Source organism: Flavobacterium sp. ACN2, assembly GCF_002303885.1.
Taxonomy (GTDB): Bacteria; Bacteroidota; Bacteroidia; order Flavobacteriales; family Flavobacteriaceae; genus Flavobacterium.
This window is the reverse complement of the sequence record NZ_MRCM01000001.1, coordinates 437418-454278: the sequence shown is the minus strand read 5'-3', so window position 1 is coordinate 454278 and position 16861 is coordinate 437418. Positions and strand designations below refer to the sequence as shown.

The 16861-nt window shown below is 33.4% G+C and carries 18 protein-coding genes; 4 read left to right on the top strand and 14 right to left on the bottom strand.

Annotation, left to right across the window (positions count from 1 at the left end; genetic code table 11):
* Together BSF41_RS01945 and BSF41_RS01940 are read right to left on the bottom strand one after the other, a co-directional pair.
* A partial coding sequence (locus tag BSF41_RS01945) for a hypothetical protein (RefSeq protein ID WP_141248109.1) occupies positions 1–576 on the bottom strand: 576 nt, incomplete at its 3' end.
* Between the two features lie 39 nt (positions 577–615).
* The gene (locus BSF41_RS01940; protein ID WP_095927832.1) at positions 616–2343 is read right to left on the bottom strand and encodes a M14 family metallopeptidase; all 1728 of its coding nucleotides are present in this window, start codon (positions 2341–2343) and stop codon (positions 616–618) included.
* 287 nt (positions 2344–2630) lie between these two features.
* Between BSF41_RS01940 and BSF41_RS01935 the strand changes: the two genes are divergently transcribed.
* Together BSF41_RS01935 and BSF41_RS01930 are read left to right on the top strand one after the other, a co-directional pair.
* Positions 2631–3995, top strand: coding sequence for a DEAD/DEAH box helicase (locus BSF41_RS01935; RefSeq protein ID WP_095927831.1), 1365 nt, complete (start codon positions 2631–2633; stop codon positions 3993–3995).
* 186 nt (positions 3996–4181) lie between these two features.
* Complete coding sequence (locus BSF41_RS01930) at positions 4182–4625, top strand: hypothetical protein (protein ID WP_095927830.1); 444 nt, start codon at positions 4182–4184, stop codon at positions 4623–4625.
* 286 nt (positions 4626–4911) lie between these two features.
* Here the strand turns inward: BSF41_RS01930 and BSF41_RS01925 are convergent, their stop codons facing one another.
* The 6 genes from BSF41_RS01925 to BSF41_RS01900 all read right to left on the bottom strand — a co-directional run bounded on the left by BSF41_RS01925 (position 4912) and on the right by BSF41_RS01900 (position 9483).
* Entirely contained in the window at positions 4912–5490 is a 579-nt protein-coding gene (locus tag BSF41_RS01925; RefSeq protein ID WP_095927829.1) for an alkylphosphonate utilization protein, read from the bottom strand.
* An 89-nt stretch (positions 5491–5579) separates the two neighbouring features.
* Positions 5580–6371, bottom strand: a complete 792-nt coding sequence (locus BSF41_RS01920; protein ID WP_095927828.1) for a hypothetical protein — start codon at positions 6369–6371, stop codon at positions 5580–5582.
* A gap of 64 nt (positions 6372–6435) precedes the next feature.
* A complete protein-coding gene (gene coaD / locus BSF41_RS01915; protein WP_026729362.1) occupies positions 6436–6894 on the bottom strand; it encodes a pantetheine-phosphate adenylyltransferase in 459 nt (152 codons plus the stop codon).
* 128 nt (positions 6895–7022) lie between these two features.
* Entirely contained in the window at positions 7023–7715 is a 693-nt protein-coding gene (locus BSF41_RS01910; protein ID WP_095927827.1) for a DUF421 domain-containing protein, read from the bottom strand.
* 45 nt (positions 7716–7760) lie between these two features.
* Positions 7761–8414 carry a zinc-ribbon domain-containing protein gene (locus BSF41_RS01905; protein WP_141248108.1) on the bottom strand — a complete coding sequence of 218 codons (654 nt, stop codon included), beginning with the start codon at positions 8412–8414 and terminating at the stop codon, positions 7761–7763.
* Positions 8415–8511: 97 nt separating this feature from the next.
* Positions 8512–9483, bottom strand: a complete 972-nt coding sequence (locus tag BSF41_RS01900; protein ID WP_095927825.1) for a D-alanine--D-alanine ligase — start codon at positions 9481–9483, stop codon at positions 8512–8514.
* Between the two features lie 428 nt (positions 9484–9911).
* Between BSF41_RS01900 and BSF41_RS01895 the strand changes: the two genes are divergently transcribed.
* The gene (locus tag BSF41_RS01895) at positions 9912–10532 is read left to right on the top strand and encodes a PASTA domain-containing protein (protein WP_095927824.1); all 621 of its coding nucleotides are present in this window, start codon (positions 9912–9914) and stop codon (positions 10530–10532) included.
* The gene (locus BSF41_RS01890) at positions 10522–11565 is read left to right on the top strand and encodes an RluA family pseudouridine synthase (protein ID WP_095927823.1); all 1044 of its coding nucleotides are present in this window, start codon (positions 10522–10524) and stop codon (positions 11563–11565) included. The genes BSF41_RS01895 and BSF41_RS01890 overlap by 11 nt, the downstream gene beginning before the upstream one ends.
* A 178-nt stretch (positions 11566–11743) precedes the next feature.
* Here BSF41_RS01890 and BSF41_RS01885 read toward each other — a convergent pair whose 3' ends face one another.
* From BSF41_RS01885 to BSF41_RS01860, 6 genes are all read right to left on the bottom strand, one after another.
* Positions 11744–12358, bottom strand: coding sequence for a family 16 glycoside hydrolase (locus BSF41_RS01885; protein ID WP_095927822.1), 615 nt, complete (start codon positions 12356–12358; stop codon positions 11744–11746).
* A 175-nt stretch (positions 12359–12533) separates the two neighbouring features.
* Positions 12534–13757, bottom strand: coding sequence for an ATP-binding cassette domain-containing protein (locus tag BSF41_RS01880; RefSeq protein WP_095927821.1), 1224 nt, complete (start codon positions 13755–13757; stop codon positions 12534–12536).
* A gap of 16 nt (positions 13758–13773) precedes the next feature.
* On the bottom strand, positions 13774–14622 hold the full coding sequence (locus BSF41_RS01875) for a sulfurtransferase (RefSeq protein ID WP_095927820.1): 849 nt from the start codon (positions 14620–14622) through the stop codon (positions 13774–13776).
* A gap of 34 nt (positions 14623–14656) precedes the next feature.
* Positions 14657–15457 (bottom strand): hypothetical protein, encoded by an 801-nt coding sequence (locus BSF41_RS01870; RefSeq protein WP_095927819.1) that lies wholly within the window; start codon positions 15455–15457, stop codon positions 14657–14659.
* Positions 15458–15513: 56 nt separating this feature from the next.
* Positions 15514–16371 (bottom strand): ThuA domain-containing protein, encoded by an 858-nt coding sequence (locus BSF41_RS01865; protein ID WP_095927818.1) that lies wholly within the window; start codon positions 16369–16371, stop codon positions 15514–15516.
* A gap of 14 nt (positions 16372–16385) precedes the next feature.
* Positions 16386–16775, bottom strand: a complete 390-nt coding sequence (locus BSF41_RS01860) for a DUF1398 domain-containing protein (protein ID WP_095927817.1) — start codon at positions 16773–16775, stop codon at positions 16386–16388.
* Positions 16776–16861: the final 86 nt, after the last annotated feature.

Here is a 16861-nt window from a genome sequence, read left to right as displayed (position 1 = left end):
GGTGATAATTATCAACATCATTACAACTAGTAAGGTAATTATTGATATTGGTGCAAAAAAAATATAATTAAAAGGTTTAATTATAAATAATCTAATAGTGGGATAATTGATATAAAGTAAAATTAAGACTTCTAAGATTATAAAATAAGATCCGACTACTGCATAACTTATGTAACTCTTCTGTTTAAAATTAATATCTTCAATGCTATATTTTGATAATGAACTTTTATGGAATGGCATAATAAATATATATAATAGAGCAGATACAGATAGTAAGCCAAGCGTTATATTAAGTAGCATTTTAGTATCAGATGAAATTGATTTCAAAAATGAAAACATTTGATTACTAGCTATATTTGATAAATCATAAACTTTAATTATTGTATAAGGATATAATAAAAATGTCAAAAGAGCAGCAGAAACTACTAATAAATATCTATTTGTAGTTTGTATTTTTACTTCTTTTTGTGCTTGATTTTGAATTTCATTTAAAAATTCTTCTGTAGGAGAGTTTAATGAGTCATACTTTTCTTTGCAAAGATTAAATAGCTCAACAATATTTTCATGTTTTTTCATCTTAATTTATTTTGGTCGATTTTTTTTTATAATTTAATTCTACAAAACACGATAAACAGGATACTGCATATGCGCCTTTTCATAATAATCAGAATGCTTGTAAATCCAGTCTAATTGCGCTTCGGAACTTTTAGCAAACTCGCGGTCGTTTTGTTTTTTGGTTTCTAATTCTGCTTTTAGAGCTGGGTTTTCTTTTAAAAGCTGTGCAGCAGTATCTTCAAAAATATATTCAGAATAATGTTCTTTTTGCTGTAAAATAGGATCGAAGAAATTCCAGTTAAAGAACGAATCAACACCTTCTGGTTCAAAAGCTTCTACGAGATATTTAACACCTTTTTGGTTTGTTGGCACTAGGTAATCTCCTTTGGCGAAAGCCATTTTAATGATTTTAGAAGTTACCGTTGTATTTCTGTGCAAATAGTGTCCTTCATAAGCAGATGGAACCGTTTTAAAATCGACAATTCTGTAGCTTTCGACTTCTATAATCGTGTCGTTTTTAATTGGTTTAAACGAGATATTATTGTTTTTCAAAAGATCAATAATATTCCAATATCCTCTCGGAACAATATAAGCCGTTGGAATCGCCACTTCTTTAACCGATTTAAATTCTTTAATGTACGGAACATCTTTTTTATACGGTTTGCTTCGGTCATAATACAAACGATTTCCTGTTGTAGCGTCGCTTTTTTTGTAACCGGCTTCATAACCTAAAAATGAAAAAGTCGTGGCTTTTGTACTGTCCAATTCCCATTTTAAAGTGTATGATTTTTTTGGCTGGTATTGCTCTAAGTTTTTTATTCTTAAATCTTTTATTTTCTGATAATTCGCATCGGTAAAATCCAAAGTCGATTTCATGTATTCGTAGGTCATTTTTACACGCTCGGCATATTTTTTCAGCATGTGCGTTTCGACCACAAAACCAATCGTATTAAATAGCGAAGTATACCCCGTTGTATATCGCGGACTATCCACAAATTGCCCAAAACCTTTATCAGGAGTATCTTTAAACGAATCGACATAAGGCGTAGTTTCGATTTTCTTTTTCTGAAGATCTTTTACCAAAGCCGGCATCATTTCGTTATTCATAAAATCACCCAAAACCGTTCCCAATTTGTTGTGCTGCGTCATAATGTACGTCAATTTGTATTGATAATCAGAACCATTGCTCACGTGATTATCAATAAAAACATCGGCGTTTATTTTCTGAAAAATCTCCACAAAACTCTTTGTATTTCGAGTATCCGATTTCATTAAATCACGATTCAAATCGTAATTTCTTGCATTTCCTCTAAAACCATAAATCTCAGGTCCGTCCTGATTGGCGCGCGTTGTCGAATTTCTATTTAAAGCACCGCCAATATTATAAACTGGGATGGTAACCAAAACAGTGTTTTTAGGCGCTTTCATTTTTCCTGTTGCCAAATCTCTGTAAAACTGCATAGTTGCATCGATTCCGTCTGGTTCTCCAGCGTGGATTCCGTTATTCACAAATAGAACAGCTTTGTTTTTTTGGATTTTATCAAAATCAAATTCCTTGTCAGGATTGAAGGTAATCATGTGCAAAGGTTCACCAGAATCCGTTAGTCCCATTTCTTTCATTTGAATAGTCGGAAAATCAGCAGCGAGCATCTTCCAATAAGCGATAGTTTCTTGATACGAAGCAGATTGGTTTCCGTTTCCTTTCTCAAAAAAAGTATCGTATTTTTTATTGTTTTGAGCAGTAATGGCTACAGTAAAAAGTGAAAAGAGAATGGTAAAAAGTTTCATGGTTTTGGTTTTAATAGGAATCAAATATATAGTTTTTTGTTTCAGATTTCAAGTTTCAAGTTGACAAGCTTTGCGTTTATTGGTTTCACGCAGATTTTACAGATTTGAGCAGATTAAAAAAAGATTTTTAAAAATAATAAAAATAAAAATCTGCCTAAATCTGCAAAATCTGCGTGAAATAGTTTTTTACGATTTCTGCATAAACTTGACTCAAGACTGAAAACTGCGACTGAAAACTGAATACTAAAAACTGTACACTGCCAACTATTTTTCTCTACTTTTGCAAAATGAATAAAAAACACCATTCCAACGATATACTTTCGAATTTAGGGATTAAAAGCCTAAACGAAATGCAGGAAATGGCACATGATGCTATTTTAAACGAAAACAATACTTTATTACTTTCTCCAACAGGATCTGGAAAAACATTGGCTTTCCTACTTCCGATATTGGAATTGTTGCAGCCAGAAGTGTTGTCTGTTCAATGTTTGATTTTGGTTCCGTCACGCGAATTGGGACTTCAAATTGAACAGGTTTGGAAAAAAATGGGAACGCAGTACAAAGTTAATATTTGTTACGGCGGGCATTCAATCGAAACTGAAATCAAGAATTTAAGCAATCCTCCAGCAGTTTTAATTGGAACGCCTGGAAGAATAGCGGATCATATTGAAAGAGAAACTTTTAGAACCGATAAAATTCAAACTTTAATTTTGGATGAATTTGATAAATCGCTTCAATTAGGGTTTCACGAACAGATGTCTTTTATCATTGGAAGATTATCGAAAGTAAACAAAAGAGTTTTGGTTTCGGCGACTTCTGATATTGAAATTCCGAAATATACGCGAGTTGTAAATCCGGTTGTTTTGGACTTTATTCCAGAGGAAGAAGAGAAAACCAATCTTTCGATGAAAATGGTGATTTCGCCAGGAAAAGATAAACTGCAAAGTTTATTCAATTTGATTTGTTCTTTAAAATCAGAATCGGCAATTATTTTCTGTAATCACCGTGATGCTGCAGAACGCATTAGCGATACTTTAAACGGAAAAGGAATCTATTCGGTGTATTATCATGGCGGAATGGATCAGGAAGAACGTGAGCGTGCCTTGATTCAGTTTCGAAACGGAAGTGTTACGTATTTGGTTACAACCGATTTGGCTGCGAGAGGTTTGGATATTCCAGAAATGAAACATGTTATTCATTATCATCTGCCTTTAAAAGAAGACGAGTTTACACACCGTAACGGACGTACAGCGCGTATGCAGGCAACAGGAACGGCGTATGTAATTATTCACGAAAGTGAAAAACAATTAGACTACATTGATTACGAAATGGAGGTTTTGGATGTTGAAGGTAAAGTTTCTTTACCAAATCCGCCTCAGTTTCAAACTATTTATATCAGTGGCGGTAAAAAGACCAAACTGAACAAATTTGATATTGTTGGATTCTTTTCGCAAAAGGGAAAACTAGAAAAAGACGATTTAGGTTTGATTGAAGTAAAAGATTTTGTTTCGTTTGCAGCGGTAAAATACAATAAAGTAAAAGATCTTCTGAAGAATATTAAGGATGAAAAAATGAAAGGGAAGAAGTTTAAAATAGAAGTCGCTCGTAATGTCATCAAGAAAGAAGAAGAGGAGAAGAGAGGGAAGTATTGATTTCTGATTTTGGATTTTGGATTTTGAATTTTGGAATTTACAATATTTATTTTATTGTATTTCAATAGTTTAGGATTGCTTGGCTAAGTTTTACAATTTTATGTTAAAAAAATAACGAATTGATAGGTGTTTTTTCAATATTTCTGTGTTTTTTTGTGTTCGTAAAATTGTAACCCCAAATACTATATGAAAAAGATTATTACTCTTGCCGCATTGTTTTTTACTTTTATTTCGTTTGCACAGGTTAAGGTTCTAGAAACGGTTCCTGTAGAAAAATTAGGAAAAGTAAATAACAACTACATTCAGAAAATTGGTGACGAATACACTGTGTATTACACTATTGTTCAAAGTGATGACGATTCGACTTTGAGAAAATTTTCATTTAAGAACATCGATAATGCTTATAACGCTTTATACAACATTATCATGGGCGGATTTACAGCTTCTCCGTTGTACGATATCAAATTAGAGTTACCTAACAACTACATTTGGTTACACTACACAGGAAATGTGGTTCCAGACAAAGCTACAGTTCAGTTTATGGTTTCTGGTAAAGAAAGAGACGCAGCAACAAACAACGTTTCTGAGCCATTCGTAAAAGATCAGATCAATAAATTATTTCAAAAATAATTTTCGATTAAAAACAATATATTTAAAAAGCCCGTTCAGTTTTATGGACGGGCTTTTTTTGTTTAAAGTTTCAGATTTTAAGTTGATATACCTTGTCTTTGAATTTACCGCAAAGCTCGCTAAGTTTTTTTTCTAATTTTAGGCTTTATAAAAGCGCAAAGTTAGCAAAGCTTTGTGGATAAAACTTTGCGAACTTTGCGTAAATCATTGTGTGCTTTGCGGTTAAATAGTTAGTATTCTAAAAAAAACTTAGAATCTTAGCACCTCAGAACCTTAGCAACTTTATCTAAATCTTCTTCACATACTGTGTAATAATCACAATCTGTTGACCATCTACTTTTCCTTCAATATATTCGGCGTTTTCGTGGTCTAAACGGATGTTTCTAACAGCAGTTCCTTGTTTGGCAACCATGCTAGAACCTTTTACCTTAAGATCTTTAATTAAAACTACAGAATCTCCATGTTGTAGTACCACGCCGTTGCTGTCGCGGTGAACTAGTTTATTTTCGTCGTCTTCGCCTTCTCCTGTTGCTTTTGCCCATTCTAATATATCTTCATCTAGGTACATCATATCTAGCAATTCTTGTGGCCATCCTGCAGCGCGCATACGGCTTAACATTCTCCAAGCTACAACTTGTACAGGAATATTTTCGTTCCACATACTGTCGTTAAGACATCTCCAGTGATTTAAATCAACGTTGTCTGGATTTTCAATTTGGTCAATACAAGTGTTACAGGCTAATACAGCTTCATCAATTCCGCCTTTTTTGGTTGGCAGGACTTGATAAACTTTTAAATTCTCTTCATTACCGCAAAGTTCACATTTAGATCCGCTTCGTTTGCTTAATTCTCTTTCGATGCTCATTATTTATTGTTTGTTTTAAAAATGCGAAATTACTTATAATTTGCTTCGCTGGCAAGTTTATAAAGTGAAGAATAAATAAAATAGTTTTTTTATTGATAATCTTCTTTTTGTATATCAAAATGATAGTTTAAATCATAATAATCATTTAGTGTTTTTGCGATATGAGCTTTACCAATATTTGTAAGCCTTTCATAATAATCAATTGCATTTTGTGTTTGGAAATATTTTCTTTCATCTTCACTGAGTAATGCTTTCCTATTTTCAAAAAGATCAATAGTATAACTATTGAAATGAATGCCATTGAGCATTCTTGAATCAATATTTTTTTGACTAATTATTTTTGAAAACTTTTCCGTCACCACTTCATTTTTTAAAGATTCAATAATATCTTTTTTCAGCATATTATTTTCTTTTTGATAATTATAAGTAGTTTGAATTATTCTTTCTACTTGATTTTTATCGAAAGGAAAAGCAGTAGGGTCGAAACTATTTACTATTGCATTCATAGTAGCTTCTAAAAAATCGCGAGGATGACTATCAGTAATATGAAAACTAATGAAATTAATGTCAAATTTTAAATAAACTCTATTCCCTGTAAGGGCAGAAACATGAGCTAAAAAAAAACTTAATGCCTCTTCAATATATGGTTTATGCCCAAAATTGTTTGGAATTTGTTCCTCAGTAATATTCCAAATTACTTCATTTGTGTTGGTTGGTGAATTTGATATAGATAATTCAACATGGGCATATTTACCTCTTCCTGAAAATTTTGCTACGACACCAGTTCCTTCTACTGTACTGTAGTCCCATTGCAGTAATTTATCTTTTATCCTAAAAAGAGATATAGCATAAAAATTATAGTGCAAAGTATTTGACTTCATAATTGTTTAAATAAAAAGAATAATCGGTTTCCTAGGAAAATAGAAATTGTAAAATTTAATTCAATTATTTTTTCACTCTAACCGCATCTGGAACCAGCATCTCATATTCGCCACCATGGCGCAATACATCACGCACAATGCTCGAACTGATAAATGAGGTACTTGCAGCTGTCAATAAGAAAACAGTTTCTATTTTAGACAGTTTTCTGTTGGTATGTGCAATGGCTTTTTCGAATTCGAAATCGGCTGGATTACGTAGGCCTCTTAAGATGAAATTGGCTTTTTCTTTTTTAGCCAAATCAATTGTTAGTCCTTCATAAGTAATTACGGAAACTTTTGGTTCGTCTTTGAAAGTTTCTTCAATAAAGCGTTTTCTTTCTTCTAGTGAAAACATGTATTTTTTTTCGGCATTAACACCAATGGCAATCACAATTTCGTCAAATAGAGGAATTCCTCTTTTGATAATGTCTTCATGTCCTAACGTAATTGGGTCAAATGACCCTGGAAATATGGCTTTTCGCATTTCTTTAAGTTTCTAAGGTTGTGGGATGCTATCCTGATAGCTATCGGGACTAAGTTTTATTTGGATGGTGCTGAATCTTAGTTTTTCTTTGTTTTGGAATTTGGAATTTTTCTTTTTTGGAATTTATTTTAAGTTATTCTAAGGGTATTTATCGCTTCGACCCATTCTTCTTTTTTACAGACATCACATTTTGCTGTTCCTTTTTTAACTTCTTGTGTATGTCCGCAGAACGAACAAGCATAGATTCCGTCGGTTGGAATGAATTTGTTCTTAGCATTAAACATAGAAGGTAAAATAGGAAGTCCGTATTTTACTTTCTCATCTGGATAAAAGAAGACGCTTATCTCGCCACTGGTTTCTATAAAGGCGTGCTGTACTTGTCCTAAATGCTCAATTGATCTGATACGCAATTCAGCAAAAAACTCGTCTTGCGCCAGACTTTCTTTTTTGAAAGTAGAGATTGAAAATTTTCCATCATTAATTAAACATTCGGTTTTACCTTCTATAAACTCTTCGAATTTTTTACTTTTTCCAGTAAGCCATGTCACAGAACGGTACAAAATAATAATGACCAAAAAGACAATTGCTGCCGGAACGATTCCGACATCTTCATAAAACATAGGATCGCCAGCAGCAGAACCTAATGCAATAACAATTACGGTTTCGAAAATTGATAATTGTTTAACACCTCGTTTACCAGCCAGTTTAAGCGTTAACAGTAAAATGGTGAACATTACTGTCGAACGAAATATTACTTCCAAAAGAAAAACTTCTGGCAATTCGTTAAAAAACAGTCTATTCCATTCGAAGATTTCTTTCATTTTTTTTAAGGTGCTAAGGTTCTAAGTTGCTGAGATTCTAAGTTTTTATTTTGTTGCTGGAATTTTGTATTCAAGTTCTTTCGCTTCTAATGGGTATTTAGCTCGTTTGATTTTTATTATTTCATTATTATCATAAAGTTCAATGATTGCTTTTTTTGAATAAGATACTTTTCGATCTGAATAGTTTTCATTTTTATCTAAATCATCTAATTCGTAAGGCATATAAGCATCAAAATCATTATGTGTTGTAAAAATGCTGTCGGTTGTTATTCTATCTATTTTAAAAGATGAATAATAACCGTTTGAAAACTTTAAATTATAAACATCACCTACCTGAGGTTTTTTTATTAAAATTGCTGTTTTGTTATTGTTGTTAATATAAGTATTTATACTATAAATAATGGCTAAAAGCATTATAATGCTTCCAGAAAACATCCAAACTGAACTTTCTAATTTTTGATTTCGTAATTTTTCTTGTGCGTTGGAAGATAAATCATTGTAATCAAATAAAATTTCACAGTTACCACATTGTACATTTACATATTTCCCGACGGGAAAAAGAGGAATCATAGTAATATGAGTATACGTTTTGTATATACTAAAATGCAGTGTGTTTTTAATCTCGCATTTGGGACATTTTTCATTTGAAATTATCCCATTTTTCACATTTGAATCTCGAGTTCCGACTAGAAAGAGCATATTTTATTAAGGTTCAGAGAGGCAAAAAATTAAATTGTTTTATAAAAAACAAAGGTGCTAAAATCTTAGAATCTTAGCACCTTAGTATCTTAGCATCTTATTTCAAAGCTAACTCAATCGCATTTGTGAATAAATCTTCCAGAGAAATTCCGGCTGCTTTTGCTTGTTGTGGAATTAAACTTTCTGTTGTTAAACCTGGAATGGTATTCATTTCAAGCATATGAGGCTCGTCGTTTACGATAATGAATTCGCTTCTAGAGAAACCTTTCATTTTTAAAACTTCATAGGCACGTTTTGCTGTTTCGCTAACTTTTCTAGTCATTTCGTCAGAGATTCTCGCTGGCGTGATTTCCTGCGATTTTCCTTCGTATTTTGCTTCGTAATCAAAGAAATCATTGTCTGATACAATTTCTGTAATTGGCAATACTTTAATTTCTCCTTGATAATTAATTACGCCAACAGAAACTTCAGTTCCGTCAAGGAAACTTTCAATAATGATTTCGTTGTCTTCTTTATATGCAACTTCAATCGCGATTGGCAATTCAGCTTCGGTTTTTACTTTTGAGATCCCGAAACTTGAACCTGCTTTGTTTGGTTTTACGAAACAAGGAAGCCCAACTTTTTTAACGATTTCTGCTGTGTTGATTTCGTCCCCTTTGTTTAAGTAATAAGAAATAGCTGTTTTGATTCCGTATGGTTTTAAAACAGACAATAAATCTCTTTTATTGAATGTTAGTGCCGATTGGTAATAATCGCAAGAAGATTGTGGCAGACCAATTAATTCGAAATAGGCTTGCATTAATCCGTCTTCGCCTGGAGTTCCGTGAATGGCGTTGAAAACACAGTCAAAAGTAATTTTCTCGCCGTTTACGGTAACTGAAAAATCATTTCTATCGATTGGGAATTCGGCATCATTTGGATCAACATAAACCCATTTTTCCTTAAAAATGTGAATACGAAATCCGTTGTATTTTGTTTTGTCAAGATATTGATACACGACATTCCCGCTGATTAAAGATATTTTGTATTCGCTGGAATAGCCGCCCATGATGATGGCAATGTTTTTCATTGTATATTTTTATTTTTTAATTGTTTCAAGTTTAATGTTTCAAGTTTTTGCCACAATCTAAGCTATAGCTAAAAGACGGAGCGGGTGAACTAATTTTCTTAAACGTTTTTTTATTCGTTTTGATTGTCAGACTGAGCGAAGTCGAAGTCCCGCGTGCTGAATCACTTTGTATGACTTCGACTTCGCTCAGTCTGACAATAAGAAAACGTTCTTATGAAACCGAGTGTCCTAGCCCCGATAGAGCCGGTATCCTTTTTGGCTGCTTTTTCTGCAGACAAAAAGATATAGGCGAAAGCGGGAAACAGCTTCTGAAAATTATCCTTAGTCTTTACTCAGGATGACAATCTCGGGACTTTCTTGTTTTAAACAAAATTATCATTTTTTTTGAAACGAAATACTTTATCTTTGTCGCTATTAAAAATAAATTTATGAGTTTACGTCAGTATTTAACAAGCCGAGTTTTTTTCTTGCAATTGCTTGCGGCCGCAGCTATTATTGCGGTTATTGGTTATTTATTCATGCATTGGTTAACTTTTACAACAGATCACGGTCACGAAATTGCGGTGCCGAATTTGTCTAAACTAACTGAAGAGCAAGTTGAAAATAAATTGGATGAACTGGATTTAGATTATGTTCTTTTGGACAGTGTTGATTACAGAAGTGAATACCCAAAATATAGCGTTGTAGAGCAAGATCCACTGCCTGGAACGATGGTAAAAGTGGGTAGAAAAATTTATATTAAGATTAATGCATCTGGTTTTTCTTCTGTGAAAATTCCAGATTTAATCGAAAAAACATATCGTGAAGCTGTGCCAACGTTGAAAGCGTTAGGTCTTGAGCCAGGAACGATTACGTATATTCCGAATCTTGGAAAAGATATGGTTTTGGAAATGCGTTTAAAAGGAAGAAACTTAAAAGTAGGAGATCGCGTTTTGAAAGCGTCTAAAATCGATTTGGTTTTAGGAGACGGAAAAGCAAGTTATGTAGATGAAAGTCAGGCAACAGATAGTACTGCAGCGCCTGTAGAAACCCCAAGTGATGAACAATAATATTGAAGAAAATTTAGATCTGGAAGACGAATTATTTGAGCACTACAGATTTGAAGTCCCAAAAGGTCAAGCGTTTTTGCGTATTGACAAATATTTAATGTATTTGATTCCGAATGCCACACGAAATAAAATTCAGAATGCGGCAACTAATGGAAACATTTTTGTGAATGAGATTCCAGTAAAATCAAATTACAAAGTAAAACCTTTTGATGTGATTACGGTTATGTTGTCGCATCCTCCGTTTGAAAATCATATTCTTCCTGAAGATATTCCGCTGAATATTGTCTATGAAGACGATGCTCTTTTATTGATTAATAAAGAGCCTGGAATGGTTGTGCACCCTGGTCACGGAAATTACACTGGAACTTTGGTAAATGCTTTGGCGCATCATTTTGATAATTTGCCAATGAACAGCAGCGAGCGTCCAGGTTTGGTTCATAGAATTGATAAAGATACTTCTGGTCTTTTGGTTGTTGCTAAAACAGAAGCTGCAATGACGCATTTAGCAAAACAATTTGAAGCTAAAACTACCGAACGTGAGTATATTGCTCTTGTTTGGGGAAATGTTGCGGCCGAGAGCGGTACAATTGAAGGAAATCTAGCGAGACATTTAAAAGACCGTATGCAAATGGCGGTTTTTGATGATCCAGAGATTGGAAAACCAGCTATTACGCATTATAAAGTTTTGGAGCGTTTTGGTTATGTAACTTTAATTTCTTGTAAATTAGAAACAGGTAGAACGCACCAGATTCGTGCGCATATGAAACATATTGGTCATCCGTTGTTTAATGATGAGCGTTACGGTGGGCATTTGATTTTGAAAGGAACAACTTTTACAAAATATAAACAGTTTATTGAGAATTGTTTTAAAGCTTTACCACGTCAGGCGCTTCATGCAAAAACGCTTGGATTTGTTCACCCAAATACGGGAGAATTAATGCGTTTTGATACAGAATTGCCTCAGGATTTTCAGGATTGTATTGAGAAATGGCGTGTTTATGTGAAGTCGCATAACACGGAAGATGAGAATTAGTTCTTTAGAAAATAGAGAATAGATTAAAGAATATAGAAAAAGCTCCGTTAAAGGAGCTTTTTTGTTTTAACGTAATTTTATTATCGTTCCAATATTCTGCGGAGACCCACTGCAGTGCGCCTCTACGGATATGCTTTGTGTTAGAATATTAATGGCATATTTGTTTCCATTAATTTAATTATTGTAGAGATTTAATTGCTAAATCGGTTATTTTAACTTCTCCGTTGGTTATGAAACCTAGTTTTCCTTTTTGATTTAGATTGCTTTTTTCGAGCGAACATTCTAAAGTTGTTTTATCGTCTACAGAAAAGAATAGTTGATTTTTTAAAACTTTAATTTTTACAGCATACCACTTGTTGTTTTCTAATTTCATTGGTTTTTTGAATAAGGTTTTTCCGCCTCGTTTGCCATATGAATCGTCTTTTTTATCATAGATCCCGTCACCAATTACAATGTTTTGATCAATTTGGTATAAGTAGGTTCTAATGTATTTTCCTTTATCCAAATTGAGCATGATTTCGAATAAAGATGAATTTGTCATGTTGACTTTAAAATCAATTTCATAATTCTTTGGAAGCTGTTTTTTTGAAACCAAGACTCCCCAAGGCGAAAGAGAACCGTTTCCTGTCAGGGTATCATTTTTTAAAATCCATTCTTTAGAATCGATTGTCCAATTTGATTTTAGTTTTTTTGAATCCTGTAAAATGTATTCTTTTTTAGAAGTCGATATCGTGCTTGAACACGAACTTAAAATCAGTAAAAAAATAAATGTAATGCTTATTTGCTTTATCATAATTTGGTGTCGTTCCGGTATTGCGTAGGGGTGTATTGCTGTATGTCTAACGTATTGTGAATATTCGTTGCGGAGACGTACTGCAGTGCGTCTCTACAGATATGCTTTGCGTTCTGTCGATAATTATCTAATTGACCTATTATCTAATTAACTCATTTTAATTTAATTCTGATTGCTATTTTATTTTTCCGGTTGATCCCGTTTCTGATGGAAAAAGTTCGAAAACAGAAGTAGGAGCAAGGCCTTGTTCAATTCGGTGCGAAACGTAGAGTATAGAAACATTGATTTCTTGTTTTATGGTGTTGATAAGCTGAATTACCAAATCTACATTTTCGTCGTCTAAACCTTCTACAGGTTCGTCTAGAATCAATAATGGCGGATGTTTTAAAACGGCGCGAACAATTAACGCCACACGCTGCTGCCCGATAGAAAGATCTATAAAACGCTTTTTGCGCAAATGCGTCATTTCAATCACTTCGAGCCATTGCGTTACGATATTTTTCTGATGTGTTGTAGGTTCTGTATACAATCCGATTTGGTCAAAGAATCCCGATAAGATCATCTGTTCTACCGTATGGCCCTTCTGAAACAGATCCATCATAGAAGTAGTGTAAATCCCGATTTGTTTTTTAATATCCCAAACACTTTCGCCAGTTCCTTTTTTTCTTCCAAACAAAAACAAATTCTGCCCAAACCCTTTCGGGTTATCTCCTGTAATCAAAGATAAAATTGTGCTTTTTCCAGAACCATTTGGACCAATTAACTGCCAGAATTCGCCTTGTTTGATTGTCCAGGAAATGTTGTCGAGAATCTTTCTTTCGTCATAACTTACCGAAACATTTTCAAGCCTTATTAGCTCATCTTCTGGAAAAGTATGAGTTTCTGTTGCTTTAGGAATTGCAGTTGTATTTAATGTTTTGAAATGATTTTCGGCTTTTTTAAATGGATGCAATTCGAATGTGTTATCTTTAATTTGAGCTTTATTGGGCACAAATTCAAGTACATCAACAGTACGATTTAAAAGCTGAATAATTGCAATATCATGGGTTAGATCTTTTAACGAATCGGCTAAAATTACTCTTGAAGCCTGATCCAAATGATCAAAAGGATTATCGAAAATAATGTAATCTGGTTTTTGATTGATGCAGTATTTTAAAAACTCTTTTTTACGTTCGCCAGACGAAAAAGTGCGAAGTTGTCTGTGCGAATCTGGAGAAGCTTCTACGCTGTCATATTGAAATTCTTTTTCGATGAATTTTTCGATGGCAATATCAGAAAACAGTATTCCTTTTTGATGGTTAAAAACGGCTAATTCGCCCGTTGCTTCGCCATTTAATATATTGTCTATTAATTTCTTTTTATCTACCTGATTTGATAAAAGTATATCCCAGTGTTGCATTATATTTTTGTAAGTATTATTTATTTTCTTTCAACGCCATTTCGCGATCGTTTCTTGACCACTCGCTCCAAGAACCTGCATATAATTTCGGAATTGGAAGTCCAGCGTAATCCATCGCCAATAACGTATGACAGGCTGTAACGCCAGAGCCGCAATGGACAATTGTATTTTCTGGTTTTATATCTTTAAGAACAGCTTTGTATTTTTCTGCCAATTCTTCGGCAGATTTAAACAATCCGTTTTCGTCTAAATTCCCAGTTAAAGGAACGTTGATAGCTCCAGGAATATGTCCAGCAATTAAATCCAGAGGTTCTATTAAACCATCATAACGGTTTTTGTCACGAACATCGATTACGATATTTTGATCGTTTTTACGAGCTTTTTCGACCTCGTCAATATCGGCTAAAAGTAATTTCCATTCTTGAGAAGGATAGGCTATTTTTTCAAAAGTCTCATTTCCAGAATTGGTTGGAAAATCAGCTTGAATCGCAGCTTGATAACCGCCATTTAAAGCCTGAATCTTTTCATGTCCAATGGCACACATCATCCACCAGAAACGTGCAGCGAAATTAGAGCCATTTTTATCATCGTAAACGACAACATGATCGGAAGGTGAAATTCCTAATGCAGAAAGTGTTTTTGCAAATTGTTCAGGAGAAGGCAAGGGGTGTCTTCCGCCATTTGCAGGATTTTCTGGAATTGCTGCCAAATCACGATTTAAATCGACAAAACGAGCACCTTTTAAATGCTCTTTTTGATAATTTTCAAAAGTATTTGCGCCAGGCCGAGCATCAATTAAGATAATTGAATCTTGAATCTTTAATAATTCTTCAATGTTTATAATAGGTGAAAATGTAGTAGACATGTTGAAATTGTTTTCATGGTTTATTTTCAGTTGATTAGTCAGCAAATGCCTGACTGTAAAAAATTAGAAAAGTATTAGTTGTTTTATTATACTTCAGACAATCCCAATTATTGTAAACAGGGCTTGTCGAAATACAAAGTGTGTTTTCGAAGTTTTTTTTGGAAGCTTTCTTTGAAAAACATCCATCTTGCAATGCAAAATTTTCGTCTTTTGATATATCAGTAATCTTAACTGGTGGTGACTCTAAATAATATTCGGGATTTATTCTAATCGCGTCTTCATTTGTAATTAAATGCTCGACAGCAAATTGATAATCTAGCGTTCCAAAAGAATAACTGCCGCAATCGGCATTTTCTAAGCCATTTTCAACTTTTATATCCTTATAAAGCTCTGCATATGTATTTGTTGTGGCATTAAACAATAAAATTTTGGTTCTATTATTTTTTGCATCATAAACTATAAAAATATAATCTTCACTGTTATTTTGAAATATACTGCCTTTTGCAAAAGAAAGCAGTTCGTAATCTGCGTTTGTTTTGAAAAATTGATGCTGTTTTTCATCTAGTTTTGCTGTCAACTTAGCACTAATATTTGAGAAAAGCTTTTCGTTAGAAAGTTGTTTTAAGCTTTCTCGAGTGTCTAAAATTCTGTCTGTAAATTGAGGATCATCATAAACCGAGATTTCATAATGAGCTGTCTTTGCAGTATTCTCAGTTTTATTTGCTTTACTGCTTTCTTGTACAATTTCTTTTTTAGGATTATTTTTCTCTTGCTGTTTGGAATTACAGGAAAATAAAGCTAGTGTAATAAGAACGAAAGCAATTTGGTTTTTCATAAAAGAATAATGTTTTTGGGTATTATAAATGGTTTAATTTTGGTTGTTTGTACAATTTATTTTTTCTTTGAATTTCCAAGCCAAAGCAAGGCATTTAAAATTAATTGACTTTGTGTTTTGTTTTCAAAAGTATATGATAATGTTTTGTTTGTTCCGCCTTCATAATCAATATCATTATGTCCCATATTTACGTACAGCATTTTGTATTTTTTGTTTGTCCAAACCACAGGATAGTAACCGCTATGCCAGATTTCGTGGGCTTTTGGACCAGTTCCGAGTGGAAAACTAGATTCGTCAATAGCTACTAAAATTTCGATATCTGGATTTTTGGTTAAATCATTCGACCATCTGTACCATTCATTTGGAGCAGAAGAGAAGGTTTTAGGCAAATTTTTGGTTACAGGGTGCTCATTTTCTACTCTTAAAACTGCCGAAGTTGGTTTCCAAGTATTGCTTCCATATTCGCCAGCACCTAAAAAGGTGTTGTGATACCAGTTCCAATCTTGATTGTAGCTAGAATCATTTAAAGCGAATGCAGAGAAATGAAATCCAATAAAACCGCCGCCATTTTCCATATACTTTTGAAAAGCTTCTCGCTGTTCTTTTTTCTCAGGTCTTGTATCTAAAAATAAAACAACCTGATATTTCGCTAAAAACTTAGCATTCAAATTATCCCAATTGCTTGTAGAATCGTATTTAAAATGATTTTCTGCAGCTAATTTTGGAAAGTATTTATTGGCTTCGTGCACAAAACTAATATGCGCCTGATCGTTTTTTGCCGTATAAAAAGCAATGACTTTAAATTTTGAATGTTCTTTTTTGTTTTGAGAAAAGCCAAAGAAAGAAACTATTAAAGCTAAAAGTAAAATGCTTTTTTTGAAGATGGTTTGGTGGTTTTGGTTGAAAATAGTCATGAATATTGAAGCAATTAAACAGGAATTTTTTCGATTAAAATTTCATGTTCCGATTTATCAAAATAAGTGCAAGTCATTTCAATAATATCAACACGCCATTTTGCAATTCCAGCTTGTGCGCAATGATTGCAGAAAGTCATATAATCGGTTTCGCCATGCTGATGTTTTACCAAATTTTCTATAAAAAGTTCTTTGTTTGGAGAATCAGCAACTTTAATTTCTGGATATTTTTCTTCGGCTGCTGCGGTATAATTATTTAATCCGTAGTAAACAGTGCTTCCGTCGTGAACGTAAGTATCATATCCTTTTACGCCTAAAATGATTAAATCCTGGATATAATTTGGAAAATCTGCACCACTTTTTACTTTTCCATGCGCTTCTTTTATTTGTTCGATTGTAAACATATTTTTAATTTTAGATTGTTGATTTTAGATTTTAGATTTTGCCACGACCCGAGCGATAGCGAACAGGCGAAGCAATTACACGTATT